Below are 25,930 nucleotides of genomic sequence, written 5' to 3' on the forward strand. Positions count from 1 at the left end.
TTCGGTTCCGCCCGGCGTCGCCGACATCTCTGCGGGCGGACGGCATGGCCGGCGACGCCTTTCGAGCTGATGGCAGAAACGACTCACCGGCCGTGCGTCGGTCCGAGCGATCCGAACCGGTCGCGCGTCCGGCGGGGGATCCGCGCGGAAGCACACCGACCGTCGTGGTCCGGCCGCCGAGCCTACGGCGCGGTGTGCTGCCGCGCGCTCCGGAGGAGGCGACCTCCCGATAGCAGAAACGACTCAGCTCGAAAGGCAGCGGATGGCTCTGATGTTGTCGGCGGGCCAGGCCCGGCCGGACCCGGGCCGGAACGGCGGGCCCACGGCGGTCGGCGCGCGCCGCGTACCCCCGGAGACGGCGACCGCCGCGACCCGGGGATGCGGGGCGCGGCGGTCGTGGTGGGCGGCGGGTCGTCGCCGGGTCAGGAGCCGGGGGTGCCGGCCCGCTTCGTGGTCGCCTTGAGGTAGTCCCGGTTGAGGCGGCCGATGGTGTTCAGCGGGATGCCCTTCGGGCAGGCCGAGGCGCACTCGCCGATGTTGGTGCAGCCGCCGAAGCCGGCCTCGTCGTGCGCGTCCACCATGCCGATCACCCGGGTGTAGCGCTCGGGCTGCCCCTGGGGCAGCAGCGAGAGTTGGGTGACCTTGGCGGCGGTGAACAGCATGCCGGAGCCGTTCGGGCAGGCCGCGACGCAGGCGCCGCAGCCGATGCAGGCGGCCGAGGAGAACGCGGCGTCGGCGTTGTCCTTCGCCACCGGGGTGGAGTGCGCCTCCGGGGCGCTGCCGGTCGGCGCGGTGACGTAGCCACCGGCGGCGATGATCTTGTCGAACGCGTTCCGGTCCACCACCAGGTCCTTGATGACCGGGAAGGCCCGGGCCCGCCAGGGCTCGATGTCGATCGTGTCGCCGTCGGAGAACTGCCGCATGTGCAGCTGGCAGGCGGTGGTGCCGCGCTGGGGGCCGTGCGCCTCACCGTTGATCATGAGGCTGCACATGCCGCAGATGCCCTCACGGCAGTCGTGGTCGAACGCGACCGGCTCCTCGCCGTCGAGGATCAGCCGCTCGTTGAGCACGTCGAGCATCTCCAGGAAGGACATGTCCGGGGACACGTCCGGCACCGGGTAGGTCACCATCCGACCCTTGTCCTCGGGGCCGGTCTGGCGCCAGATGCGCAGGGTCAGGTTCACTTGTAGCTCCGCTGCGAGGGGTGGACGTATTCGAAGGTCAGGTCTTCCTTGTGCAGCACGGGCTCGCCGGTGCCGGTGTACTCCCAGGCGGCCACGTACGCGAACCGGTCGTCGTCACGCTGCGCCTCGCCGTCCGGGGTCTGGTACTCGGCCCGGAAGTGGCCGCCGCAGGACTCCTCGCGGTGCAGGGCGTCGACGCACATCAGCTCGGCCAGCTCGAAGAAGTCGGCCACCCGGCCGGCCTTCTCCAGCGACTGGTTGAGCCCCTCCCCGTCGCCCGGGACGCGGACCCGCTGCCAGAACTGCTCGCGCAGCGCCCGGATCTCGGCGATCGCCTTGCGCAGCCCGGCGTCGGAGCGCTCCATGCCGCAGTGCTCCCACATGATCTGGCCCAGCTCGCGGTGGAACGAGTCCACCGTGCGGTCGCCGTTGACCGCGAGCAGCCGCGTGATCCGGTCCTCGACGTCGGTACGCGCCGCGACCGCCTCCGGGTGGCTGGCGTCGACCTTCTCCATCGGGTTGGCGGCCAGGTAGTTCGCGAGGGTGCTCGGCAGCACGAAGTAGCCGTCGGCCAGGCCCTGCATGAGCGCCGAGGCGCCGAGCCGGTTCGCGCCGTGGTCGGAGAAGTTCGCCTCGCCGATCACGAACAGGCCGGGGATGGTCGACTGGAGGTCGTAGTCGACCCAGAGGCCGCCCATCGTGTAGTGCACGGCGGGGTAGATCCGCATCGGCACCTGGTACGGGTCCTCGCCGGTGATCCGCTCGTACATCTCGAAGAGGTTGCCGTACTTGGCCTCGATGGCCTTGCGGCCGAGCCGGTCGATGGCGTCGGCGAAGTCGAGGTAGACGCCGAGGCCGGTGGGGCCGACGCCGCGCCCCTCGTCGCACACGTTCTTCGCGGCGCGGGAGGCGATGTCGCGGGGGACCAGGTTGCCGAAGGACGGGTAGATCCGCTCCAGGTAGTAGTCCCGCTCGTCCTCGGGGATGTCCCGCGGGCTGCGGTCGTCGCCCTCGGCCTTCGGCACCCACACCCGGCCGTCGTTGCGCAGCGACTCGCTCATCAGGGTCAGCTTCGACTGGTGGTCGCCGGAGACCGGGATGCAGGTCGGGTGGATCTGGGTGTAGCAGGGGTTGGCGAAGTACGCGCCCTTGCGGTGTGCCCGCCAGGAGGCGGTGACGTTGCAGCCCTTGGCGTTGGTGGAGAGGTAGAAGACGTTGCCGTAGCCGCCGGAGGCGAGCACCACCGCGTCCGCCATCTCGGTGCTGATCTCGCCGGTGACCATGTCGCGGACCACGATGCCGCGCGCCCGGCCGTCGACGACCACCAGTTCGAGCATCTCGTGGCGGGCGTTCATCTCCACGGTGCCCAGGCCGATCTGCCGTTCGAGGGCCTGGTACGCGCCGAGCAGGAGCTGCTGGCCGGTCTGGCCCCGGGCGTAGAAGGTGCGCTGCACCTGGGCGCCGCCGAACGAGCGGGTGTCGAGCAGGCCGCCGTACTCGCGGGCGAACGGGACGCCCTGGGCGACGCACTGGTCGATGATGTTGACCGAGACCTCGGCCAGCCGGTGCACGTTCGACTCCCGGGAGCGGAAGTCGCCGCCCTTGACGGTGTCGTAGAAGAGGCGGTGCACCGAGTCGCCGTCGTTGCGGTAGTTCTTGGCGGCGTTGATGCCGCCCTGGGCGGCGATCGAGTGGGCCCGGCGCGGGCTGTCCTGGTAGCAGTAGGACTTCACGTGGTAGCCCTGCTCGGCCAGCGTCGCGGCGGCCGAGCCGCCGGCCAGGCCGGTGCCGACCACGATCACGGTCAGCTTCCGGCGGTTGGCCGGGCTCACCAGCTTCATCTCGAAGCGGTGGCGGTCCCACCGGGTCTCGACCGGGCCGTCCGGGGCCCGGGTGTCGGCGATCGGGTCGCCCTCGGTGTACAGATCCATGTCAGGCCACCAATCCGGTGAGTACGGCGAACGGGACCACCAGGTAGCCGGCGCAGAGCACGACGGCGAAGACGAGCGCGGCGGCGCGGGCCCGGCGCTCGACCCGTGGCGTCTGCTGGCCGAGGCTGCGGAACGCGCTGAACGCGCCGTGCCGCAGGTGGAAGCCGAGGGTCACGATGGCGAGCGTGTAGAAGAGGGTGACGTACCAGCGCTCCGGGGCGAAGTCGGCGACCACGTTGCCGTACGGGTTGGCCGGGTCGCCCTGCGGGTTCAGGTGACCGGTGGTCAGGTCCAGGATGTGGTAGATCACGAAGAGCAGGATGATCACACCACCCCAGCGCATGGTGCGGGCCGCGTAGTTCACGTGGATCTTCCGCCGGTGCGCGTACGCCACCGGGCGGGCGGCCCGGGCGCGCACGGCGAGCACGGTGGCCGCGCCGATGTGGGCCAGCACCGCCACGGTGAGGATCGTGCGCTGGATCCACAGGTACCAGGTGGTGGGCAGCAGCGGCGTACCGAGGTCCCGCAGCCAGTGCGCGTAGTGGTCGAACGACGTCTCGCCCGTGAAGATCTTCAGGTTCCCGAGCATGTGCACGATCAGGAACAGCACCAGGAGGATGCCCGTCACCGCCATGACGGCCTTCAGGCCGACGTTCGAGCGGATGGGCGACCGAGTTTTCGTGATTACCACACGACCGACGCTAGGAGCACTTCGATCAGGCGTCCAATGCATCGAAATCACAGTCTTGATAGCCGTAAGCTATAGAGATGCAGCTCCATCAGCTCCGGTACTTCGTGGCGGTCGCAGAAGTACGACATTTCACCCAGGCGGCCGATGTCGTCGGCATAACGCAGCCCTCGTTGAGTAAGCAAATTCACGCCCTGGAGGCCGACCTCGGGGCGCCGCTCTTCGAGCGGGTAAGGGGCAACATCTCGCTCACCACGGCCGGCGAGGTGCTGCTGCCGCTGGCCAAGCGGATCCTCGCCGACGTGGACACCGCGACCCGCGAGGTGCAGGAGCTGGTCGGGCTGCGCCGGGGGCGGGTCCGGCTCGGGGCCACGCCCAGCCTGGCCACCTCGCTGGCGCCGCCGGTGCTGCGCCGGTTCCGCGACGCCCACCCCACCGTCGACCTGCGCGTGGAGGAGGGCGGCTCGCAGGATCTCGTCCGCGACATGCTCCGCGGCGACCTCGACCTCGCGCTGATCATCATGCCGTCCGGCGGCGCCGATCCGGGGTTGCGCGTCGACCCGATCCTGCGGGAGAGCCTGGTGGTCGCCTCGGTCGACCCGCTGCCGGGCGTCTCGGCCGGCGGCGAGCTGCGCATCACCGACCTGCGGGACCAGCCCCTCGTCATGTTCCGCGAGGGCTATGACCTGCGCGACGCCACGCTCCAGGCGTGCCGGGCGGCCGGCTTCGAACCGGCCCTGTCGGTGGACGGCGGGGAGATGGACGCCGTGCTCAGCTTCGTCGAGGCCGGGCTCGGCGTCGCGCTGGTGCCCGGCATCGTGGTGGCCCGCCGGCCCGGCATCCGGGTCACCCGGCTCGCGCCGCCCGGTGTACGCCGCACCATCGCGGTGGCCCGCCGCCGGGACGTGGTGCCCACCCACGCCGGCCGCGAGCTGCGCCGGATCCTCCTGGAGTACGTGCACGACGCGACCGCCACCGACCGGCTCCCGGCCGGGGTGGAGCCGCTGGCCTAGCTGGCGGCAGCCGTGGGCCAGGTGCGCAGCATGGCGTCGACGGCGTCCAGGACCCGCGCCCAGCTCTCCGGCGGAGCCGGCGGGCTGTGGTCGAAGCCGCCCCCCATCTCCAGCCCGACGAAGCCCTGGAAGACGCTGCCGAGCAGGCGGACGGCGTGCGTCTGGTCCGGCTCGGGCAGGTGGTAGCCGCGCAGGATCGCCCGCATCATCTGGGCGTGCCGGACGCCGGCGCTGCCGGCGGCGGTCGCTGGATCGAGCCGCAACTGGGCCGCCGCCCAGCGGCCCGGGTGCTCGCGGGCGTAGTCGCGGTAGGCGTTCGCGAAGGCGGTCAGCGCCTCCTTGCCGGCCCGCCCGGCGAGCGCGTCGGCGGCCCGGTCGGCGAGTTCGCCCAGCGCCAGCAGCGCGATCCCGGTCCGCAGGTCCTGGGAGTTGCGGACGTGCGAGTAGAGGCTGGCGACCGTGACGCCGAACCGTCTGGCCAGCGCCGACACGGTCACCTGGTCGAAGCCCACCTCGTCGGCCAGCTCCGCCCCGGCCCGGATCAGACGCTCCTGACTGAGTCCCACGCGGCCCATGTGCCTCCCCTCACCACGGCCCATTATGCCTTTGCCTAATACCCTTAGGAAAATTACCCTCGGGTGTATGACCCCGCTGACCGAACCCGAGATCCGGGCCGCGTTCGTGAACTGCACCAAGGGTGAGGCGAAGCGCATGCACGTGCCGCGCGACCTCGACGCCCGCCCCTGGGCCGACCTCGACTACCTCGGCTGGCGCGATCCCCAGGCGCCCGACCGGGCCTACCTGGTCGCCACCGTGGACGGCCGCCCGACCGGCCTCGCGCTGCGCCGCCCCAGCCCCGGCCCTCGCCAGCAGCGCCGCAACATGTGCTCGGTGTGCCTGACCAACCCGGCCGGCGGCGTCAGCCTGATGGTCGCGCGCAAGGCGGGCAAGGCCGGGCAGCAGGGCAACTCGGTGGGCATCTACCTCTGCGACGACCTCGCCTGCTCGCTGTACCTGCGCGGTCGCAAGGACGCCGGCCCCGGCGCCCGCCTGCCCGAGTCGCTGACCCTGGCGGAGAAGATCGACCGCACCGTGTCGCACCTCACCGCCTTCATCACCCGCGTCACCACCTGACCCCAGCCCCTCCCGGACGGGCGGGCGGGCGGGTCAGCGGGCTTCGGCGTCGTCCATGGCGCGGTAGATGCGCTGCTCGGAGACCGGGTACGGGGTGCCGAGCGCCTGGGCGAACACGTTCACCCGCAGCTCCTCGATCATCCAGCGGATCTGGCGGGCCGCCGTCGAGCCGCGCCGGGCCGGCGGCAACGCGGCCAGCATGTCCTGGTACTCCTTCCGCACCACCGCGATGCGGTCCTGCTGCTGCTTGTCGCGCTGCGGGTTGCCGGGCAACCGGTCCAGCCGGCGCTCGATCGCGGTCAGGTAGCGCAGCAGGTCGGGCAGGCGGGCGTAGCCGGCCTCGGTGAGGAAGCCGGCGTGCACCAGGCCGGTGAGCTGGGCGCGGATGTCGGCGAGCGCGGCCACCACGGCCAGGTTGCGGGTGGCGCCGAGCCGCTGCTCCACCGCGTACGAGGCGGCCAGCACCTGCCGGGCCCGGGCCATCACCTCGACCACGGTGTCGACCAGGTCGGCGCGGACCCGCTCACGCAGCGCGGCGAAGCCGGCGGCGTCCCAGGCCGGGCCGCCCGCGTCCGCCATCAGCTTGTCGATGGCGGCGCCGGTGGCGTCCTCGATCAGCGCCGGCACCCCGCCGTGCGGGTTGCGGGACAGCGCCAGCTTCGCCTCGTTGCTCAGCCGACCCTGGAGGAACCGCGCCGGCGACGGCAGCGTCAGCCGCAGCAGTCGACGGGTGCCGGCCCAGTGCGCGGCCTCCTGCTCGCCGGCGGAGTCGAACACCTTCACCCCGACGGTCGTGCCCTCGTCGACGAGCGCCGGGTACGCGGTCACCGCGAAACCGGCGCGCACCTGCTCGATGGAGCGGGGCAGGCTGCCGATCGACCACTCGGCGAGCCCGCTGCGGGCCACGTCCGGCGCGGCGGCGGCGACGACCTGGCGTACCTCCTGGCGGAGCCGGCGTTGCAGCGCCGGCAGGTCCTTGCCCTCGGCGACCGGCTTGTCGTCGTCGCCGAGCACCCGGAACGTGACCCGCAGGTGCGCCGGCAGCTTGCCCACGTCCCACGCGTCCGGCGGCACGGTCACCCCGGTCATCCGGCGCAGTTGCCGGGTCAGCGCGGCGAGCAGCGGCTCCTCGCCGGGCGTGATGGCGGCCAGCGCCGCCCGCGCGTAGTCGGGCACCGGCACGAAGTTGCGCCGGACCGGCTTGGGCAGCGAGCGGATCAACGCGATGACCAGTTCCTCGCGCAGCCCCGGCACCTGCCAGTCGAAGCTCTCCGCCGGCACCTGGTTGAGCAGCGGCAGCGGGATGTCCACGGTGACGCCGTCGGTGGGCGCGGTCGGGTCGAACGTGTACGTCAGCGGCAGCGTGACGCCCTCGGCCCGCCACTCGTCCGGGTAGTCCTCCTCGTCGACGCCGCCGCGACCGGCGTTGACCAGCAGTTCGCGGGTGAACGTGAGCAGGTCCGGCTGCTCCCGGCGGGTCTTCTTCCACCAGGTGTCGAAGTGCCGGCCGGAGACCACGTCGGCGGGGATCCGCTGGTCGTAGAAGGCGAAGATGGTCTCGTCGTCGACCAGGATGTCGCGCCGCCGGGCCCGGTTCTCCAGCTCCTCGACCTCGGTCAGCAGCTTCTGGTTGTCCCGCCAGAACTGGTGGTGGGTCTGCCAGTCGCCCTCCACCAGCGCGTGCCGGATGAACAGCTCCCGGCTCAACGCCGGGTCGATCCGACCGAAGGTCACCTTGCGGGAGGTGACCAGCGGGATGCCGTAGAGCGTGACCTTCTCGTAGGCCATCACCGCGGCCTGCTTCTTCTCCCAGTGCGGCTCGCTGTAGCTGCGCTTGACCAGGTGCTGCGCCAGCGGTTCGACCCACTCCGGCTCGACCCGCCCGGCGACCCGGCCGAACAGCCGGGACGTCTCGACCAGCTCGGCGGCCATCACCCACCGCGGCGGCTTCCGGAACAGCGCCGAGCCGGGGAAGATCACGAACTTCGCGCCGCGCGCGCCGAGGTACTCGTGCTTCTGCGCGTCCTTGAGCCCGAGGTGGGACAGCAGGCCGGGCAGCAGCGACTGGTGCACCTTCGGGGTGTCGATCTCCTCCGGCAGGTCCGCGCCGGCGCCGCGCCGGCCCTCACCCTTCTCCGAGGTACGCAGCACCTGGCGCACCTGGCTGACGATGTCCTGCCACTCGCGCACCCGCAGGTAGTTGAGGTATTCCGCCTTGCACATCCGGCGGAACGCGCTGGAGGACAGCTCCCGCTGCTTCTCCCGCAGGTGCCGCCACAGGTTGAGGTACGCGACGAAGTCCGACTCCTTGTCGGCGAACCGGGCGTGCGCCTGGTCGGCCTGGGCCTGCCTGTCGGCCGGGCGTTCGCGCGGGTCCTGGATGGAGAGCGCGGCGGCGATCACCACCACCTCGGTGGCGCAGCCGTTGCGTTCGCCCTCGATCACCATCCGGGCCAGTCGCGGGTCGACCGGGAGCTGGGCCAGCCGCCGGCCCAGCGCGGTCAGCCGCTTCGCCGGGTCGGCCTCGGTCGGGTCGAGCGCGCCCAGCTCGTGCAGCAGGTTGACGCCGTCGGTCACGTTGCGCCGGTCCGGCGGGTCGATGAACGGGAACGCGGCGACGTCGCCGAGCCCGATCGCGGTCATCTGGAGGATGACCGAGGCGAGGTTGGTGCGCAGGATCTCCGGGTCGGTGAACTCCGGGCGGGAGTCGAAGTCCGCCTCGTCGTAGAGGCGGACGCAGATGCCGTCGGAGGTGCGCCCGCAGCGCCCCTTGCGCTGGTTGGCGCTGGCCTGGGAGACCGGCTCGATCGGCAGCCGCTGCACCTTGAGCCGGCTGGAGTAGCGGGAGATCCGGGCGGTGCCCGGGTCCACCACGTACTTGATGCCGGGGACGGTCAGCGAGGTCTCCGCGACGTTGGTGGCCAGCACCACCCGGCGGTTGCTGTGCGCGGCGAAGACCCGGTGCTGCTCGGCGGTGGAGAGCCGGGCGAACAGCGGCAGGATCTCGGTGCCGAGCAACGAGCGTCTGGACTGCACCAGTTTGCCGAGCGCGTCGGCGGTGTCCCGGATCTCCCGCTCGCCGCTGAGGAAGACCAGGATGTCGCCCGGCCCCTCGGCGGCCAGTTCCTCGACCGCGTCGCCGATGGCCTGGATCTGGTCCCGGACGTTCTCCTCGTCGGCCTCGTCCTCGCCGTCGGCCTCGGTGACCTCGACCAGCGGCCGGTACCGCACCTCCACCGGGTAGGTGCGACCGGAGACCTCCACCACCGGCGCCGGGTTGCCGTCGGCGTCGGCGAAGTGCCTGGCGAACCGGTCGGTCTCGATGGTCGCCGAGGTGATGACCACCTTGAGGTCGGGCCGGCGGGGGAGGAGCTGCCGCAGGTAGCCGAGGATGAAGTCGATGTTGAGGCTGCGTTCGTGCGCCTCGTCGATGATCAACGTGTCGTACTGCCGGAGCATCCGGTCGGTCTGCAACTCGGCCAGCAGGATGCCGTCGGTCATGAGCTTGACCAGGCTGTTCTCGCCCACCTGGTCGGAGAAGCGGACCTTGTAGCCGACCACGCCGCCCAGCTCGGTGCCGAGTTCCTCGGCGATCCGGTCGGCGACCGTCCGGGCGGCCAGCCGCCGCGGCTGGGTGTGCCCGATCAGGCCGGTGACACCGCGCCCCAGCTCCAGACAGATCTTCGGGAGCTGGGTGGTCTTGCCGGACCCGGTCTCGCCGGCCACGATCACCACCTGGTGGTCCCGGATGGCGGCGGCGATGTCGTCCTTGCGCTCGCTGACGGGAAGCTGCGCCGGGTAGGTGACGGTCGGCACCGCGGCCCGCCGGGCCGCCAGGCGCGCCTCGGCGCGGGCCACCTCGGCCCCGATCTCGGCCAGCGCCGCCTCCCGCCGCTGCGGGTCCCGCAGCTTCCGCGCGCCGTCGAGCCGCCGCTGGAGCCGGCGCTGGTCGCGGAACATCAGGGGGCCGAGGCGGCGGTGCAGGTCGCGGGTGGTCTCGGGAGCGGCGGGTACGGCTGGATTCTGCATGTCGTCGCCAAGGATAGGCAGCCGCGCGGCGGACCGCTCCCGGGTTACCCGCGCGTGGGCGTGCCGTCCGGGCGCGACGCCCCGGCCCGGATAGGGTTGCCGCCGACGAGGTCGACGAGGGGCGGGGATGATCATGCGGGACACCGACCGGGCGCTCGTGCAGGCCGCCACCGCCGTCGCGAAGCTCCGTTGCCGCAGCGAGAACCACACCGTCGCGGCGGCCGTGCGCAGCGCCGACGGGCGGGTGTTCAGCGGCGTGAACGTCTACCACTTCACCGGTGGCCCGTGCGCCGAGGTGGTGGCGCTCGGCGCGGCGGCCACCCAGGGGGCCGGCGAACTGGAGACGATCGTCGCGGTGGGGGACCGGGGGCGGGGCGTCATTCCGCCGTGCGGGCGCTGCCGGCAGGTGCTGCTCGACTACTTCCCGTCGATCCGGGTGATCGTCGGGCCGCTGGACGGGCTGCGCGCGGTGCCGGTGGCCGAGCTGCTGCCCGAGACGTACGTCTGGTCGGACCATCAGCTCGACGCGCCGGCCGTGCCGCGTACCGGGGTGTGGCCGCAGCCGGTGGTGCCGGTGAGTCGCCAGTCCGCGGAGGACTGAGTTCCGCGCTTGCGGTCGCTTTCCAACGTTGGAATACTCGGGTCCCGTCCTCAGGAGGCCCGATGACGCCCTGTTCCGCGCCCGACGACGAGACCCCTGTCGAGGCGCTCGGCGACCTGTACCGCGACGGCATCACCGCCTGCCGGGGGGCCTTCGAGGTGGACTGGGTGACGCGGGTCGGCGAGGACGTCGAGGCGGCGTTCGCCGAGGCCCGGTCCCGGCCCGACGGCGCGGTCGGCCGCGGCCCCGAGCGCTGGTACGTCGAGATCCACCCCGAACAGCTACGCGGCTTCGTCGACCTGGTCACCCACCCCTGGGTGGTCTCGGTGTGCCGGGCCGTGCTCGGCCCGGAGTACGAGATCGTCGAGCTGGGCTTCGACATCCCGTTCCCCGGCGCCAAGACGCAGCCCTGGCACCGCGACTTCCCGATGCCCGAGGAGACGCGGCTGCGCCGCCGGCTCACCTCGCTGGCGTTCAACCTCACCACCGTCGACACGGTCGAGGAGATGGGCCCGTTCGAGATCGCCCCGGGCACCCAGTGGGACGACGGCCGCGCGTTCGACCACGAGATGTTCCCGCCGAAGGACCGGTACCCGCGCTACGAGGCCCGCGCGGTGCGCAAGTACCCGAAGCGCGGCGACCTCTCGGCACGCTCCGCGCTCACCGTCCACCGGGGCACGCCGAACGTCAGCGACCGGGCCCGCCCGGTGCTGGTGCTCGGCGTCGACGCCCCGGGCGCGGGCAACGCGGCCCACCACGACCTGGCCGTCACCCGCCCCTATTGGGACGCGCTGCCCGACCTGGTCCGCGACCACCTGCGCTGCCCGGTGGTGGACACGCTCGTCCCGATCCGCCAGAAGCACACCATCGAAGGACTGGTGATGGGCGCGGAGTAGGCCCGCCGGGTCAGCCGTCGCCCGCGCGGGCGCGCAGTGCCCGGATCGTCCAGCCCAGCACCGGCGCCAGGCTCTCGGCCGGTGGCCACCCGTTCACCACCGAGAGCAGGTGCTCGTACCGCTCCCGTCGAGGGTCGCGGGCAGCCTCCAGCCGGTCCAGCAGCCGCTGCCGCAGGCCCGCGTCGTCCGGCCGGCCGCAGAGCCGGGCGTAGCGGGCCGTCGCCCGGTCCAGGGTAGCGTCGGCCCGGGGCGAGGCCGGGTCCACGCCCGCGGCCAGCGCCGGGGCCGCCTCCTCCCGGACCACGGCGACCGCGTCCCGGCGTACGCCATCGATGCCCCCGCGGTCGGCCGCGTGCAACTCGGCCAGCCGGCGCAGGGCGGCCCGGAAGCCCGGGTCCAGCGCCAGCTCGGCCAGCTCCACCCAGGCTTCCAACCGGGCGTCGTCCGCGTCGGCGGGCAGTTCCGGGGTGAGCGAGCGGCGGACACCCACGAAACCGGGATCGGTCAGGCCGGTGAAGGTGGCGTCGAGGAACTCGTCGACGAGCCGCCGGCGCTCCCGCTCGGTCAGCTCGGCCAGCCGGCGCAGCAGGTCGGCCTGGACCGGGGTGGACCCCCGTCGGGCGATCATGGCCAGCACCGCACGACGCGACCGCAGCACGCGGATCTGCGCGGTCAGGGCGTCCGCGTGCGTCGCGGCGGCCTCGGGCAGGGTGACCTCCAGGGCCACCACCCGGCGCACCGTGGCCAGGTCGACGCCCAACTCGCGCAGCGTCCGCACCAGGTCGATCAGGGCCGCCGCCTCGGGACCGTAGCGGCGGTGACCGGTCGGGCCCCGGTCGGTCGCCGGCACGATCCCCCGGTCGGACCAGAACCGGATGGTCTTCACCGGCACGCCTGTCCGCCGGGCCAGGTCGCCGATCGAGTAGCGCTCTCCACCGTCCATGTCGCCCACCCTGCCGCCTCCCCCAGGTGGAGGCGCAAGCCCATCGACAACGTCGAGTTAGCCGTGCCTTACCTGGTCAGTTAAGGTAAGGCGTACCTAATCGGAAGGCGAACACCCCCGTGACCACCGTCGCCGTCCGGCCCGCCCGGGCCGACGCCCCCGCCCGCCCCGGCGCGTCCCGCCGCGTCGCGGTCACGTTCGCGGCGGCGCTCCTGCTCGTCGCCGCGCTGCTGGCCAGCCTGGCGCTCGGCAGCCGCCACCTGCCGGTCGACCAGGTGTGGCACGCGCTGGTGGCGCCGGACGACGGCGACGCCACCACAGTGGTCCGCGAGCTGCGGGTGCCGCGTACCGCCCTCGGGCTGGTCGTCGGGCTCGCGCTCGCGCTGGCCGGGGTGCTGTTCCAGGCCGTCACCCGCAACCCGCTCGCCGAGCCGCGCATCCTCGGCGTCAGCGCCGGCGCGTCCTTCGGCGTGGTGCTGGCCATCGCCGTGTTCGGGGTCGGCACGCTGGCCGGCTACGTCTGGTTCGGTATCGCCGGCGCGCTGCTCGCCGGGCTGCTGGTGTTCGCCATCGCCAACCGCACCCGCGACGGCGCCAGCCCGGTCACGCTCGCGCTGGTCGGCGCCGCGCTCGACGCCGGTCTCGGCGCCATCGTGTACGCGCTGCTCAGCATCGACGCCCGCACGTTCGAGGAGTACCGCTTCTGGGTGGTCGGCGGGCTCACCGGCCGGGACGTGGGTGTCGCCGGGCAGGTGCTCCCGTTCGTGCTGGCCGGTGTGCTGCTGGCCGCGCTGGCCGCCCGGGGCCTGGACGCGCTCGCCCTCGGCGACGACGTCGCCCGTGGGCTGGGGCACCGGGTGGCTCTGGTCCGGCTGGCCGCCGGCGGCGGCGGGGTGCTGCTCACCGGCGCCGCGGTGGCCGCCGCCGGTCCGATCGCGTTCGTCGGGCTGGCCGTGCCGCACCTGGCCCGGGCCCTGGTCGGCGCCGACCACCGCTGGACGCTGCTGGTCGCCGCGCTGCTCGGCCCCGCGCTGGTGCTGGCCGCCGACGTGACCGGCCGGCTGGTCGCCCCACCCGGCGAGATCCCCGCCGGCATCATCACCGCACTCCTAGGCGCCCCCCTGCTAGCCATCCTGGTCCGCCGCGCCAAGGTCGTCACCTCATGACCACCCCCACCCCCACCCCCACCCCCACCCCCACCCCCGCCCCCTCCCTTCCCCCTCCTTCCACTCGCGATCTTGCAGTTGCTGCCCCGGCAAAGCGGACAAGTGCCGCGCCGGGCGGGCCACAACCGCAAGATCGCCGAGGGCGGGGTGGGGCGCTGGCCGGGAAGGCGCTGCTGCGCGTGGGGCCGGTGGCGGTGCCGTTCCGGTGGCGGGCGGTGGTCGTGGCGGGGGTGCTTCTGGTGCTGCTTCTCGGGGCGATGGTGGTCAGCCTCTCGCTCGGGACGCCGTACGTGGCACCCGGTGACGTGCTGCGGTCGCTGTCCGGGGCGGGCACGCCGTACGACCTCGTGGTGCGTGACCTGCGACTGCCCCGCGCGGTGCTCGCGGCGCTGGCCGGGGCGGCCTTCGGGGTGGCCGGCACGCTGATCCAGAGCGTCGCCCGCAACCCCCTGGCCAGCCCCGACGTCATCGGCGTCACGCAGGGCGCCGGGCTGGCCGCGACGGTGGCGCTGACCAGTGGGGCGGCGGCGGTCCTGGTGGCCCCGGCGGCGCTGCTCGGCGGCCTGGCCGCGGCGGTGCTGGTGTTCGCGCTCGGCGCGCGGCACGGCCTGGCCGCCCAGCGGTTCGTGCTGGCCGGCGTGGCGGTGGCGTTCGCGTTCCGGGCGCTCATCGAGGTGGTGATGCTCACCGCCGACCCGATCGACGGCCTGCGCGCCCAGCTCTGGCTGATCGGCACGCTGGCCGGCAAGGGATGGACCGAGGCGGCCTGGATCGCCGGCACGCTCGCCGTGCTGCTGCCGGTGCTGCTCTGGGCCGGCTGGGCGCTGCGCGGCTCCGCCCTGGACGACGACACCGCGCGGGGGATCGGGCTGCGCCCGGTGGCCCGGCGGATCGGCCTGGCCGGCACCGGCGTGCTGGCCGCCGCCGCGGTCACCGCCCAGGTCGGCGCCGTGGACTTCGTGGCGCTCGTCGCGCCGCAGGTGGCTCGCCGGCTGGTCCGCGCGGAACGCCCGCCGATGCTCTGCGCCGCGCTGCTGGGCGCGCTGTTGCTGGTCCTCGCCGACCTGGCCGGCCGGCGCCTGTTCGCGCCCACCCAGTTGCCGGCCGGTGTGCTGACCGCGGCCATCGGCGGCCCGTACCTCATCTTCGTGCTGCTGCGTACCCGAGGGAGGCGGTCGTGACCGCGCTGCTGTCCACCCGCGACCTGGTCGTCGGCTACGAGGGCCGGACCGTGCTGGACGGGCTGGAACTCGACCTGCCGGCCGACGCGTTCACCGTGATCGTCGGCCCGAACGCCTGCGGTAAGTCGACGCTGCTGCGCACCATGGCCCGGCTGCTCACCCCGCGCCGCGGCGCGGTGCTGCTCGACGGTACGCAGATCCGCGACCTGCCCACCCGGGACGTGGCGCGGCGGCTCGGCGTGCTGCCGCAGAGCCCGCTGGTGCCCGAGGGGATCACCGTGGCCGACCTGGTCGGGCGCGGCCGGCAGCCCTACCAGCGTTGGTGGCGGCAGTGGTCGACCGAGGACGGGCGGGCCGTCGACGAGGCGATGCGGCTGGCCGACGTGACCGCGCTCGCCGACCGCCCGGTGGACACGCTCTCCGGCGGGCAGCGCCAACGGGTGTGGATCGCCATGACGCTCGCCCAGGACACCGACGCGCTGCTGCTGGACGAGCCCACCACGTTCCTGGACCTGGCCCACCAGGTGGAGGTGCTGGACCTGCTGCACCGGCTGCGCGCCGAACGGGGCCGGACCGTGGTGGCCGTGCTGCACGACCTCAACCAGGCCGCCCGGTACGCCGATCACCTGGTGGCCATGCGCGACGGCGCGGTGGTCGCGGTCGGCCCGCCGCGCGAGATCCTCACCGCCGACCTGGTCCGCGACGTGTTCGGGCTCGACTGCGTGGTCGTGCCCTGCCCGGTCACCGGCGCGCCGCTTGTGGTGCCCGCCCGCACCCAGACCCAGGCCGCCCGCACCCAGACCCAGGCCGCCCCCACCCGGCCCCTGGCTGCTCCGGCCGGCACGTCGGCCGCCCCCACCCGGACCCCGGCCGTTCCCGCGGCCGGCACCCAGACCTCGGCCGCTCCGGCCGGCACGTCGGCCCCGGCCGGCGCCCCCGTCGGCGACGCCTGAGCGTGCCGACCGCACCCGCACCACGGAAAGGAACCTGATGCGTCGCCTCGCCGCCGTACTCACCACCGCTCTCGCCCTCGGCGTCGGCCTCACCGCCTGCGGGGAGAGCGACCCCGTCGCCGACGCCGGCACCGGGGACACCCGGGAGATCACCCACGCGATGGGCGCCACCAAGGTGCCGGCCGCGCCGAAGCGCGTGGTGGTGCTCGACACCGACAAGATCGACACCGCGCTGTCGCTGGGCGTCACGCCGGTCGGCGCGGCCACCGCCGGCGAGGCGAAGAGCTGGCCCACCTACTTCGGCGAGGAGAAGCTCACCGGCATCACCGAGGTCGGCGTGCTCACCGAGCCGGACCTGGAGGCGATCAACGCGCTCAAGCCGGATCTGATCCTGGGCAGCAAGTTCCGCCAGGAGAAGTTCTACGACGAGCTGTCCGCCATCGCGCCCACCGTGTTCACCGAGAAGGTGGGCGTGACCTGGAAGGAGAACTTCCTCCTCGACGGCCGGGCGCTCGGCAAGGAGCAGGAGGCCAAGGACCTGCTGGCCACGTACGAGAAGCGGGCGAAGGACGTCGGCGCGAAGCTCGGCGACCCGGGCGCGCGGAAGGTCTCCATCGTGCGCTTCATCCCGGGCAACATCCGGGTGTACGGGCCGGACTCGTTCTCCGGCATCGTGGTCGGTGACACCGGCCTGGGCCGCCCCGAGCGGCAGCGCCTGGACGGCAAGGAGGACAAGCGGTTCGACCTGGTCAGCGCCGAGCGGGTGAACGAGGTCGACGGCGACGTGGTGTTCGTGACCGCGTACGGCGAGAAGGCCGCCGCCGAGCAGGCGAAGGTCACCGCCGGGAGCCTCTGGCAGGGCCTGTCCGCGGTCAAGGCGGGTAAGGCGCACGTGGTCTCCGACGAGACGTGGATGACCGGCATCGGCGTCACCGCCGCCAACAAGATCCTCGACGACCTCGAAAAGCACCTCCCCGCCTGACCCCCCACCCTTTCGGGGGCGCTGATTCACGGAAAGAGTGGCTGTTCGACGTCGAACAGCCACTCTTTCCGTGAAAGCGCAGCGGCCGTGCGGTCAACGGGGGCGACGGGTGGCCAGGGCGGTACGGATTTCGGTGAGCACGCCGTCGAAGTCCTCGGCCATGCGTTTCGCGGTGACGTGCAGGACGAGCCAGTCGTCGCCCAGGATCTGATTCAGGCGACGGCGGTCCCGGTGGAACTGTTCGGCGTCGTGGTGCCAGAGCCCGTCGTACTCGACGGCCACCCTGTGGTCGGGCCACGCGAGATCGACCCTCGCCACGAACCGTCCCTGCCGCGAGATGACGTGCTGGGTCACCGGCGGGGGGAGTCCCGCACGGATCAGTCGAACTCGCAGCCGGGACTCGGGTAGCGACTCCGCGCCGCCGTCGACGAGCTGCAACGCCTCGGCGAACCGGCGGGCGCCGCGTTCCCCACCACGTCGTCGCTGGTACGCCGTCAGCTCGGCGTGATCGGTGACGCCCCGACGGAGCACCGCGTCGAGGTGCGCCACCGCCTCCACGGCGTCCAGCCAGCAGGCGAGGTCCCAGCAGGTGCGTACCGGTGTGGTGACCGGCGCCCGGTCGACCCGGAACACCTCACCCTCCCGCCAGTTCGCCACGTGGATGCGCAGGCCGGCCACCGGTCCGAAGCGGGCCGACGGATCCACCAGCACCTCGACGGGTTCGTCGGGACGGGGCTGGGGCCCACCGAGCAGAGCGACCGCCGAACGGCCGGCGATGGCGCAGCCCGGAGGGAACAGCCACGACGCGGCTGCCCGGGCGCGCATGACGTGCGAGATCTCCAGTCGCGCGTCGGCGTAGACGTTGTGGAACAACTGCCGCCAGGCGCTGCTCCGGAGGTCGCTCCTGGTGAGCAGTCCGAGATGAACCGCTTCCCGCGCGAAGAACATCTTGCCGACCAGTTCGGCCGGCCGACGAGGAGGACGAGGCACCCCCCAACCCTCCCGCCTTCCCACCCCTTCCGAAACCCCCTGTGGACAACCCTCCCCGCCGCCTTGCGCTTTCACGGAAAGAGTGGCTATTCGACGTCGAATAGCCACTCTTTCCGTGAATCAGCACGCTGGCGGGGCGGGGGGAGGGGAGGGCGCGGGGGAGGGGGAGGGTTAGGCGGCGGTGGACCAGATGGCGCGGAACGCGGCGGCCTCGCCGGCCAGCCACTGCTCGATCCGTTCGGGCTTGGCGTCGGCCGGCATGCGGTGCGCCTCGCCGCGCCGCACGTCGACCAGCACCGGTTCGGCGTGCGGCAGCACCGCGTCCATGTGCCGGGCCATCAGGTGCAGCGTGGCAAGCATCGCCTCCTCGCTCGGCGGCGCCTCGTCGAAGTGCAGCCGGATCGCCTCGGCCCGGCCGTCGGCGAAACGCACGCCGAACTGCGGGTTGATCTTCACGGGCAGGTCGCCCAGCATCGCCAGCGCATCCCGGGTCTGGGCCAGGTCGACGCCGGTCGGCTCGCCGAGCGAGTGCAGCCAGCGCGTCGCGCCCGGCACGAGCGCCTCGTAGAGCGGGCGCCAGCGTGGCTTGACCACGTCGGCGACCTGAGCCAGGTGGGTGCCGCCGGTGTGGAACGCGACGTCGGCCTTGAGCGCCTTGACGAACTGCCCGTGCGGGTTGAAGCCGTGCCGGCTCGCCCGCTGCCGGCGCAGGCCGCCGACGAACGTCGCCTTGGTGGGGCCGGTCCGGTCGACGTAGCGGGTGAAGCCGAGAAGGGTGGCGTAGGGGGTGAGAGGGGCGGCTGAGGTGGGCGCAGTCACGAGCATCCTCCCAGGTCAAAAGCTCGTTTAGTACATACATTCTAATCGACGGGTGTGACATCGCCCAGGGTTTGACGGCACCCCTGTACGCGGATGGCGCAGAACGCCCGCGGTGGCGGCACGCCCCGTCGCGGCCGGCCTGTCGGCGCGGCAAACCGCCGGCATACCGCGGGCAAACCGGGTTGTCGGTTCGTCCGGTTCGTGACAACATGACGGCGTGATCTACTGACGCGCACCCAGCCCGCCCCCTGTCCTGCGGCCGTTGCGCCCGGGCGGGCAGTCGATCCCCTTCGATTCGACCACTGGTGTTCGCGTGTCCAGGGTGTCTGTGCTTCGCATGCCCGTGCGCGGGCGACGGTGTCGTCGTCGCTCCCGCGACCGGTGGCTGCGCCGACGCCGGAGACGTCCCCGAACCGGCCACTGCTCGACGGGCGCGGATCACCGGGAAGGAGTCCCATGTCCACCCAGCTCGCGCTGCGCGCGGTGAGCAAGGCGTACGCCCACGGCCAGGTGCTGGACGCGGTGTCCGGCACGGTCCGCGACGGCGAACGGGCCGCCGTGGTCGGTGAGAACGGCGCCGGGAAGTCCACCCTCCTGCGGCTGCTGGCCGGGCAGGAGGCACCGGACGAGGGCGAGGTCGTGGTCACCGCCGACGGCGGGATCGGCCATCTCGGCCAGGTCCTCGACCTGCCGGACGCGGCCACGGTCGGGGACGCGGTCGACGCCGCCCTCGCCGACCTGCGCGACCTTCAGCGCCGGATCACCGAGGCGGAGCAGGCCCTGAGCGCCGGCGAGGACGGGCTGCTCACCGCGTACGGGGAACTGTCGACCGCCTTCGAACTGCGCGACGGATACCGGGCCGACGCGCGGGTCCGGGCGGCCATGTCCACCCTCGGGATCGGCGAGCTGGCGCCGGAGCGTGCGCTCGGCACGCTCTCCGGTGGGCAGCGGGCGCGGCTCGCGCTGGCCGGGGTGCTGTCGGCGGAGCCGGAGTTGCTGCTGCTCGACGAGCCCACCAACCACCTCGACGAGGCGTCGCTGGCCTGGCTGGAGGACCGGCTGCGCCGGCATCGGGGCACGCTCGTGGTGGCGACCCACGACCGGCTGCTGCTGCGGCGGGTGGCCACCACCATCCTGGAGGTCGACGGGGACCGGGCCACGGTGGTGCGCCACGGCGACGGGTACGCCGGTTACCTCGCCGAGAAGCGGGCGGCGCGGCAGCGGTGGGAGCAGTCCTACGCGGCGTGGACCGCCGAGATCGCGCACTGGACCGGGTGGGGGGCGACGACGGCGTACCGGGTGGCGCCCGGCCGGGCCATCACGGACCACAACAAGTGCAAGTACAACGGCGACGGCCGCCGGGTCCAGGCGTCGATCTCCACCCGGGTACGCAGCGCGGCCGAACGGCTCGACCGGTTGCGCGCCGAGCCGGTGCCCCGGCCACCGGAGCCGCTGCGCCTGCACGCGCCGCTGGACGCGGCGGTCCGGGAGGGCACCGTGCTCGCGGCGCACCGCGTGCGGGTCGCCGGCCGGCTCCGGGTGCCCGCGCTGACCGTCAGCGCCGGTGGGCGGGTGGTGGTCACCGGGCCGAACGGCGCCGGTAAGTCGACCCTGCTCGACGTGCTGGCCGGTGTGCTGACCCCGGACGAGGGGTCGGTGGCGCGCCGCGGGCGTCTCGGGTACCTGCCGCAGGAGAGCACGTTCAGCGTGCCGTCGTGCGACCTGCTCTCGGCGTTCGCGTCCGGCCGCGCCGGCAGCCGGGAGGAGCAGGCCGAGCGGTTGGCGTCGCTTGGCCTGTTCCGCGTCGCCGACTTCGGCAAGCCGGTCGGCGCGCTGTCCGTCGGGCAGCGCCGCCGCCTGGCGCTGGCCCGCCTGCTGGCCGGCGAGGCCGACGTGCTGCTGCTCGACGAGCCCACCAACCACCTGTCGCCGGCGCTGGTCGAGCAACTGGAGCAGGCGTTGGCCGAGTATCCGGGCGCGGTGGTGGTGGTCTCGCACGACCGGATGTTCCGGAGGCGCTGGACCGGCGTCGAGGTGGCCCTGGCGGCCGGCCGGCTCCGCGCGCCGGTGCGCTGAGCCGGTCGAGGACGAACCCGACGACGCGACCCGACGCCCGCGTTGACCACGCCGACCCGACCCGACGACCGCGTTCTGCGGTGCTGTCGCTCAGGCGACGGCACCGGGCCCGGCACGGGCCTACGCTGAGCGCCGTCACCCCCGGTTGACCTGGTCGGACGACGTCGAGGAGCACCCCATGAAGACTCCGCACCGCAGGTTCCGGGCCCGGTTCTGGGCCGAGGTCGTCTCGGCGTCGCTCTTCGGCGCGCTCTTCCTGCTGACGCTGTTCTGGCGGGACTGGCTGGAGGCGTTCGGCATCGAGCCCGACAACCACGACGGCACCGTCGAGTGGCTGCTGGTCGCCGGCCTGTTCGTACTCTCCGTCGGGTGCGCCGTCTCGGCCCGGCTGGAGTGGCGCCGGACGGCTCCGGCCCGGTGAGGTCGTCATGACCACGATCGACGACGTCAGCCCCACCCGCGCCACCATGCCGCACCGCAAGTCGGGGCAGTTCACCACCGGGCGGATGCTCTCGCTCGACAGCTCCGACGACGGCCGGCTGGTCTTCGCCGGCTCCTTCTCCAGCGGCCTCTGGCGATCCGAGGACGGTGGCGAGTCGTGGGCGCAGATCGCCGGACCGGAGCCGGCCGCCGACCAGTTCGGCGTGCCGGGCGCGATCGGCGGCTACTGCGTCACCTCGATCGCCGTCGCGCCGGACGTGGCGCGCTGGTCGGTGCAGCGCACCCCCCGCCTGCCGGGGGTCATCTCCGCGGCCGCCGGCGCGGGCATCGTCGGCTTCGGCGACACCGGCGTGTGGACGGCGACGAGCGGATCCGACGGCACGTTCGCCGCGCCCCGGCTGTTGTCGGCGGACTTCGGCACGCAGGCCGGGGGCTGGCGGGTGGACCGGCACCCCCGGTTCCTGGCGGACGTGACAGGTGACGGTCGGGCCGACATCGTGGGGTTCGGCGACGACGGCGTGTGGGTGGCGTTGAACCACGGCGACGGCACGTTCGCGCCGCCGCGGTTCGTGCTGGCCGATCTGGGCTACCACTCCGGTTGGCGGGTGGAGAGGCACGTCCGGGTGCTGGCGGACCTGACCGGGGACGGGACGGCCGACATCGTGGCGTTCGGCGACGCCGGGGTGTACGTGGCGCTCAGCCAGGGGGACGGCTCGTTCGCGTTCACGCCGGTGCCGGCGGTGGCGGCCTTCGGGGCGCAGGCCGGTGGTTGGCGCGTCGACCGGCATCCCCGCTTCGCGGTGGACGTGACCGGGGACGGGAAGGCGGACATCGTCGGGTTCGGCGACGACGGCGTGTGGGTGGCGTTGAACCACGGCGACGGCACGTTCGCGCCGCCGCGGTTCGCCCTCGCCGACCTCGGCTATCAGGCCGGCTGGCGGGTGGAGAAGCACCCCCGGTTCCTGGCGGACCTGACCGGTGACGGGCGGGCCGACATCGTCGCCTTCGGCGACGCCGGGGTCTACACCGCCCGCAGCAACGGCGACGGCAGCTTCGCGTTCATCCCCACGCCCACGCTTGCCGACTTCGGCTACGCCGCCGGCGGCTGGCGGGTCGAGCGGCATCCCCGCCTGGTCGCGGACGTGACCAGCGTCGGGCACGCCGACCTGGTCGGCTTCGGCAACGCCGGCGTCCACCTCGCCCGCAACAACGGCGACGGCACGTTCGCGCCACGCCGGCTGGCGGTCGCCGACTTCGGTCACGACCAGGGCTGGCGGGTGGAGAAGCATCCCCGGTTCCTGGTCGACGTGACCGGCGACGGCCGCGCCGACGTGGTCGGGTTCGGCGACGCCGGTGTCTACGTCAGCCTCGCCAACGGGACCGGGTTCGACCCGCCGCGCTTCGTGCTGCCCAACTTCGGCGCCGAGGCGACCGTGCTCGCCCTGACGCAGAGCGACCGGGAGACACAGGACGCCGGCGTCTGGCGGTCCACCGACCGGGGGGCGACCTGGGCCCGCGTGCACACGTTCCCCCGGGCCGCCGGCGAGGCGCGGCTGCCCGGTGCCGGCCAGCTCGTCTGGGCGCCCGGCACCGCCAACCTGGTGTACGCCGCGGGCGGCAGCTCGCTGGCGGTCAGCACCGACGGCGGCGCCACGTTCACCGACGTGCTGCGCCAGCCCGGCGGTCGCCGCCAACCGGTGAACCACGTGGCGGTCGCCGAGACGCCCGTCGGCGGCCTCCAGCCCTCGACGGTGTACGCGCTCGCCAGCGGGCAGGTCTTCGTCTCCGTCGACGCCGGCACGACCTGGGTCCGCGACGCCGGCCCGGTCCCCGCGACCATCGGCGGCGCGACGGGCCTGTGGAACGCCCCCAACGAACGCGTCATGGTGGTGTCCCCGCGCTCACCGCTCGAGGTGTTCGCCACCGGCGACGCCAACCTGGACCCGCCCCAGCTCTGGCGCGGCGACTACGCCCGGTTCGCGCAGACCGGCGCGGCCCAGTGGACACCGTTGCCGCTGCCGACGCTGGGCCAGCAGTACAGCGGCAACGTGTTCGTCGCCGCCACCCGGCCCGGCCACGGCGAGGTGCTGTTCTACGGGCCGCAACGCGCGAAGGTGTTCGCGGCGCCGCTCGACCCGGCCTCCGCCGCCGACTGGCAGGAACTCGACGACGGGCAGCACGCCCACGTCGACCTGCACGGCGTCTTCCTCTCCGGCGACTTCGCGGCCACCTTCTCCGACGGTGCGTACGCGCCGACCGCCGGCACCGTCTGGATGGCGAGTGACGGCGGCATCTTCCGCAGCACCGACGGCGGCCGGCACGTCGACGCCGCCGGCAGCATCAGCACGCTCTCCGTGGTGAACGTCGCCGGCCTGGCGCTGCCCGGCCGGGGCCCGGTCATCTCGCTGAACACCGGTGACAACGACGGCTTCGCGTCCCCCGACGGCGGGCGGACGTGGCGCCCGCAGGACTACGGCGGCGGCGACAACGACTGCTCGTTCGCCGACCCGCTGCGGCCGTCGCAGATGCTGGTCCTCACGCCACGGTGGAACACCGACGGCGGCGTCGCGGTCGGCGGTACGGGGAACACCCTGGCCGTGTACGGGGCTGCCGACGGTGAGCTTCCGGACGTGACCGGCACCGCGCGGCGGCAGATCATCCCGGGCCCGCCGCTGCGCCCGGGTTCGACACTCTGGAACGCGGTCAGCGGGTTCGTCATCCGCGGCTACCGCCCGATCGTGCTCGACCTGCCCGGCGACGCCCCGCAGCCCGACGACCACGTCTTCATCCGCTTCTTCGGCAACTTCTCCTCCCCGGGCCGGCCCAGCCTCCCCAACAACCTGGCCGTGCTGCTGCGCGTCCGGAACCTCCGCGACGTGCGGAAGCGCACGGACTGGGACACGCCCGGCGGCTGGCGGGTGGACCGGCATCCCCGCCTGCTCGCGGACCTGACGGCGGACGGCCACGCCGACATCGTCGGGTTCGGCGACGCGGGCGTGTGGACGGCGTTGAGCACGTCCGGCGGCTCGTTCGCCGACCCCCGGTTCGTGCTGGCCGACCTGGGCTACGACGCCGGGTGGCGGGTGGACCGGCACGTCCGGGTGCTCGCGGATCTGACCGGTGACGGAAGGGCGGACATCGTGGCGTTCGGCGACGCGGGTGTCTACACCGCGCTGAGCAACGGTGACGGCAGCTTCGCGTTCTCCCCGGTGCCGGCGGTGGCGGGGTTCGGGTACGCGGCGGGTGGCTGGCGGGTGGAGCGGCATCCGCGGTTCGCGGTGGACGTGACGGGTGACGGTCGGGCGGACATTGTCGGGTTCGGGGACGACGGGGTGTGGGTGGCGTTGAACCACGGCGACGGCACGTTCGCCGAGCCGCGGTTCGTGCTCGCGGACCTCGGGTTCAACTCCGGGTGGCGGGTGGACCGGCACGTCCGGGTGCTCGCCGATCTGACCGGTGACGGCAGGGCGGACATCGTGGCGTTCGGCGACGCCGGGGTTTACGTGGCGCTCAGTCAGGGCGACGGGTCGTTCGCGTTCAACCCGGTGCCGGCGGTGGCGGGTTTCGGGTACGCGGCGGGTAGCTGGCGGGTGGAGCGGCATCCGCGGTTCGCGGTGGACGTGACGGGTGACGGTCGGGCGGACATTGTCGGGTTCGGCGACGACGGGGTGTGGGTGGCGCTGAACCACGGCGACGGCACGTTCGCCGAGCCGCGGTTCGTGCTGGCCGACCTGGGGTTCAACGCCGGCTGGCGGGTGGACAGGCACATCCGGGTGCTCGCCGATCTCACCGGCGACGGGACGGCCGACATCGTCGGGTTCGGGGACGCCGGCGTGTACGTCGCCCGTAGTCAGGGCGACGGGTCGTTCGCGTTCACGCCCACGCCGGTCCTGGCCGACTTCGGCTACCAGGCCGGCGGTTGGCGGGTCGAACGCCACCCGCGCCTGGTGGCGGACGTGGCCACCACCGGCCACGCCGACCTGGTCGGCTTCGGTGAGGCCGGTGTGCTCGTCGCCGTGAACAAGGGCGACGGCACGTTCGCGCCGCGTCCCCTCTTCGTCATCCCGGGCTTCGGCGCCGGCCCGAGCGGGCCGGTCACCCAGCAGGGGCCGTTCCTGCCGGATCCGAACGTCGGCCTCGTGCAGGCGTCCGGCGGGCACCGCGACACGGTGTTCTACGTCGGTGGGGACTCCGCGCGCCGGCTCTGGAGGTGGACCGAGGGGATGGCCACCTGGCAGCAGCTCGTTCCCGGCGGGGGCGCCGGCGCGGCCCGCCGGTTCTTCGTCGACCCGTACCGGCCCCGCCTGCTGTACCTGCTGGACTCCGACCACGTGCGACGCTCCGACGACGGCGGCGTCACCTGGCAGGTCGACACCGCCCTGGAGCAGATGCTCACCTGCGGCGGCCGGATCGAGGTCGACCGCGACGAGGACGCCGACGGCCAGGGCGACCACTACGGCGGCATCCTCAACGACATGCAGTTCGACCCCACCGATCCGGGGCGGCGCTTCGCGGTCGGCCTGGCCGGCGCGTTCACCACCGCGGACGGGCAGCACTGGACGCGACTGCTCGACACCGGCGCGCTCCGGGGCCGGCCGGCGAACTGCTACTACGATCGGGTCTCGAACCCGGCCGACCCGGCGCTCTACGTGTCCTTCGCCGGGCGCGGCCTCGTGCGGATCAGCGGGTTCGCGGCCACCGCCACCGTCGCGGGCGGCACCACGCCCGCCCGGTTCGACGACGCGCCGCCGGAGCCGCCCCGGCCCCCGGTCCGCACCCGGGACGGGCGGGTCGGCACCGCGCAGGCCCGGCCGGACGGCCGCGCGGCGGTCACCTTCGACGACGGCCGGACCGCCGTCGTCGACGCCGCCGACCTCACCCCGCCCGACGGCGTCGGCTGACC

General features: G+C 73.5%; 19 protein-coding genes. 11 read left to right on the forward strand and 8 right to left on the reverse strand.

Annotated features, from left to right (window positions below; all coding sequences use genetic code 11):
- Window positions 1–422: 422 nt before the first annotated feature.
- From ACZ6O5_RS16815 to ACZ6O5_RS16825, 3 genes are read right to left on the reverse strand one after another with little or no spacing between them, the layout of a single operon-like run.
- Window positions 423–1,184, reverse strand: coding sequence for a succinate dehydrogenase/fumarate reductase iron-sulfur subunit (locus tag ACZ6O5_RS16815; RefSeq protein ID WP_281939416.1), 762 nt, complete (start codon window positions 1,182–1,184; stop codon window positions 423–425).
- Window positions 1,181–3,115: a fumarate reductase/succinate dehydrogenase flavoprotein subunit gene (locus ACZ6O5_RS16820; protein ID WP_465978105.1), complete on the reverse strand. Its 1,935-nt coding sequence runs from the start codon at window positions 3,113–3,115 to the stop codon at window positions 1,181–1,183. Before ACZ6O5_RS16820 ends, ACZ6O5_RS16815 begins: the two co-directional genes overlap by 4 nt.
- Window position 3,116: 1 nt before the next feature.
- The gene (locus tag ACZ6O5_RS16825) at window positions 3,117–3,848 is read right to left on the reverse strand and encodes a succinate dehydrogenase cytochrome b subunit (RefSeq protein ID WP_465978107.1); all 732 of its coding nucleotides are present in this window, start codon (window positions 3,846–3,848) and stop codon (window positions 3,117–3,119) included.
- Window positions 3,849–3,877: 29 nt separating this feature from the next.
- Between ACZ6O5_RS16825 and ACZ6O5_RS16830 the strand changes: the two genes are divergently transcribed.
- Entirely contained in the window at window positions 3,878–4,816 is a 939-nt protein-coding gene (locus ACZ6O5_RS16830; RefSeq protein WP_425787427.1) for a LysR family transcriptional regulator, read from the forward strand.
- Here the strand turns inward: ACZ6O5_RS16830 and ACZ6O5_RS16835 are convergent.
- Window positions 4,813–5,391 carry a TetR/AcrR family transcriptional regulator gene (locus ACZ6O5_RS16835; protein WP_465978109.1) on the reverse strand — a complete coding sequence of 193 codons (579 nt, stop codon included), beginning with the start codon at window positions 5,389–5,391 and terminating at the stop codon, window positions 4,813–4,815. The two genes, ACZ6O5_RS16830 and ACZ6O5_RS16835, sit on opposite strands and share 4 nt — an antisense overlap.
- Before the next feature lie 67 nt (window positions 5,392–5,458).
- Between ACZ6O5_RS16835 and ACZ6O5_RS16840 the strand changes: the two genes are divergently transcribed.
- Window positions 5,459–5,950, forward strand: coding sequence for an FBP domain-containing protein (locus ACZ6O5_RS16840; RefSeq protein WP_465978110.1), 492 nt, complete (start codon window positions 5,459–5,461; stop codon window positions 5,948–5,950).
- A 33-nt stretch (window positions 5,951–5,983) separates the two neighbouring features.
- Here ACZ6O5_RS16840 and hrpA read toward each other — a convergent pair whose 3' ends face one another.
- A complete protein-coding gene (hrpA, locus tag ACZ6O5_RS16845) occupies window positions 5,984–9,979 on the reverse strand; it encodes an ATP-dependent RNA helicase HrpA (RefSeq protein ID WP_465978112.1) in 3,996 nt (1,331 codons plus the stop codon).
- Between the two features lie 133 nt (window positions 9,980–10,112).
- Between hrpA and ACZ6O5_RS16850 the strand changes: the two genes are divergently transcribed.
- Together ACZ6O5_RS16850 and ACZ6O5_RS16855 are read left to right on the forward strand one after the other, a co-directional pair.
- Entirely contained in the window at window positions 10,113–10,580 is a 468-nt protein-coding gene (locus ACZ6O5_RS16850; protein WP_465978114.1) for a cytidine deaminase family protein, read from the forward strand.
- A gap of 62 nt (window positions 10,581–10,642) precedes the next feature.
- Complete coding sequence (locus tag ACZ6O5_RS16855; RefSeq protein WP_465978116.1) at window positions 10,643–11,476, forward strand: phytanoyl-CoA dioxygenase family protein; 834 nt, start codon at window positions 10,643–10,645, stop codon at window positions 11,474–11,476.
- Between the two features lie 10 nt (window positions 11,477–11,486).
- Here ACZ6O5_RS16855 and ACZ6O5_RS16860 read toward each other — a convergent pair whose 3' ends face one another.
- Window positions 11,487–12,419, reverse strand: a complete 933-nt coding sequence (locus tag ACZ6O5_RS16860; protein WP_465978117.1) for a MerR family transcriptional regulator — start codon at window positions 12,417–12,419, stop codon at window positions 11,487–11,489.
- A gap of 119 nt (window positions 12,420–12,538) precedes the next feature.
- On the opposite strand from ACZ6O5_RS16860, the gene ACZ6O5_RS16865 reads away from it, so the two are divergent.
- The 4 genes from ACZ6O5_RS16865 to ACZ6O5_RS16880 all read left to right on the forward strand — a co-directional run bounded on the left by ACZ6O5_RS16865 (window position 12,539) and on the right by ACZ6O5_RS16880 (window position 16,701).
- Entirely contained in the window at window positions 12,539–13,585 is a 1,047-nt protein-coding gene (locus ACZ6O5_RS16865) for a FecCD family ABC transporter permease (protein WP_465978119.1), read from the forward strand.
- A gap of 179 nt (window positions 13,586–13,764) precedes the next feature.
- Window positions 13,765–14,766: a FecCD family ABC transporter permease gene (locus tag ACZ6O5_RS16870; protein WP_465978121.1), complete on the forward strand. Its 1,002-nt coding sequence runs from the start codon at window positions 13,765–13,767 to the stop codon at window positions 14,764–14,766.
- Entirely contained in the window at window positions 14,763–15,719 is a 957-nt protein-coding gene (locus tag ACZ6O5_RS16875) for an ABC transporter ATP-binding protein (RefSeq protein ID WP_465978123.1), read from the forward strand. Before ACZ6O5_RS16870 ends, ACZ6O5_RS16875 begins: the two co-directional genes overlap by 4 nt.
- A 37-nt stretch (window positions 15,720–15,756) precedes the next feature.
- Entirely contained in the window at window positions 15,757–16,701 is a 945-nt protein-coding gene (locus tag ACZ6O5_RS16880) for an ABC transporter substrate-binding protein (protein WP_465978125.1), read from the forward strand.
- Between the two features lie 93 nt (window positions 16,702–16,794).
- On the opposite strand, the gene ACZ6O5_RS16885 is transcribed toward ACZ6O5_RS16880, so the two are convergent.
- Window positions 16,795–17,691, reverse strand: a complete 897-nt coding sequence (locus ACZ6O5_RS16885) for an endonuclease domain-containing protein (RefSeq protein ID WP_465978127.1) — start codon at window positions 17,689–17,691, stop codon at window positions 16,795–16,797.
- 171 nt (window positions 17,692–17,862) lie between these two features.
- Entirely contained in the window at window positions 17,863–18,510 is a 648-nt protein-coding gene (locus ACZ6O5_RS16890; protein WP_465978129.1) for a hypothetical protein, read from the reverse strand.
- 456 nt (window positions 18,511–18,966) lie between these two features.
- Here ACZ6O5_RS16890 and ACZ6O5_RS16895 point away from each other — a divergent pair, with 456 nt between their 5' ends.
- From ACZ6O5_RS16895 to ACZ6O5_RS16905, 3 genes are all read left to right on the forward strand, one after another.
- A complete protein-coding gene (locus tag ACZ6O5_RS16895) occupies window positions 18,967–20,586 on the forward strand; it encodes an ABC-F family ATP-binding cassette domain-containing protein (protein ID WP_465978131.1) in 1,620 nt (539 codons plus the stop codon).
- Between the two features lie 178 nt (window positions 20,587–20,764).
- Window positions 20,765–21,007: an ABC transporter permease gene (locus ACZ6O5_RS16900; RefSeq protein WP_425787126.1), complete on the forward strand. Its 243-nt coding sequence runs from the start codon at window positions 20,765–20,767 to the stop codon at window positions 21,005–21,007.
- A gap of 7 nt (window positions 21,008–21,014) precedes the next feature.
- Window positions 21,015–25,928, forward strand: coding sequence for an FG-GAP-like repeat-containing protein (locus ACZ6O5_RS16905; protein ID WP_465978133.1), 4,914 nt, complete (start codon window positions 21,015–21,017; stop codon window positions 25,926–25,928).
- The last annotated feature ends 2 nt before the right edge of the window (window positions 25,929–25,930 follow it).

It is taken from the genome of Micromonospora sp. NPDC049201 (assembly GCF_055586805.1).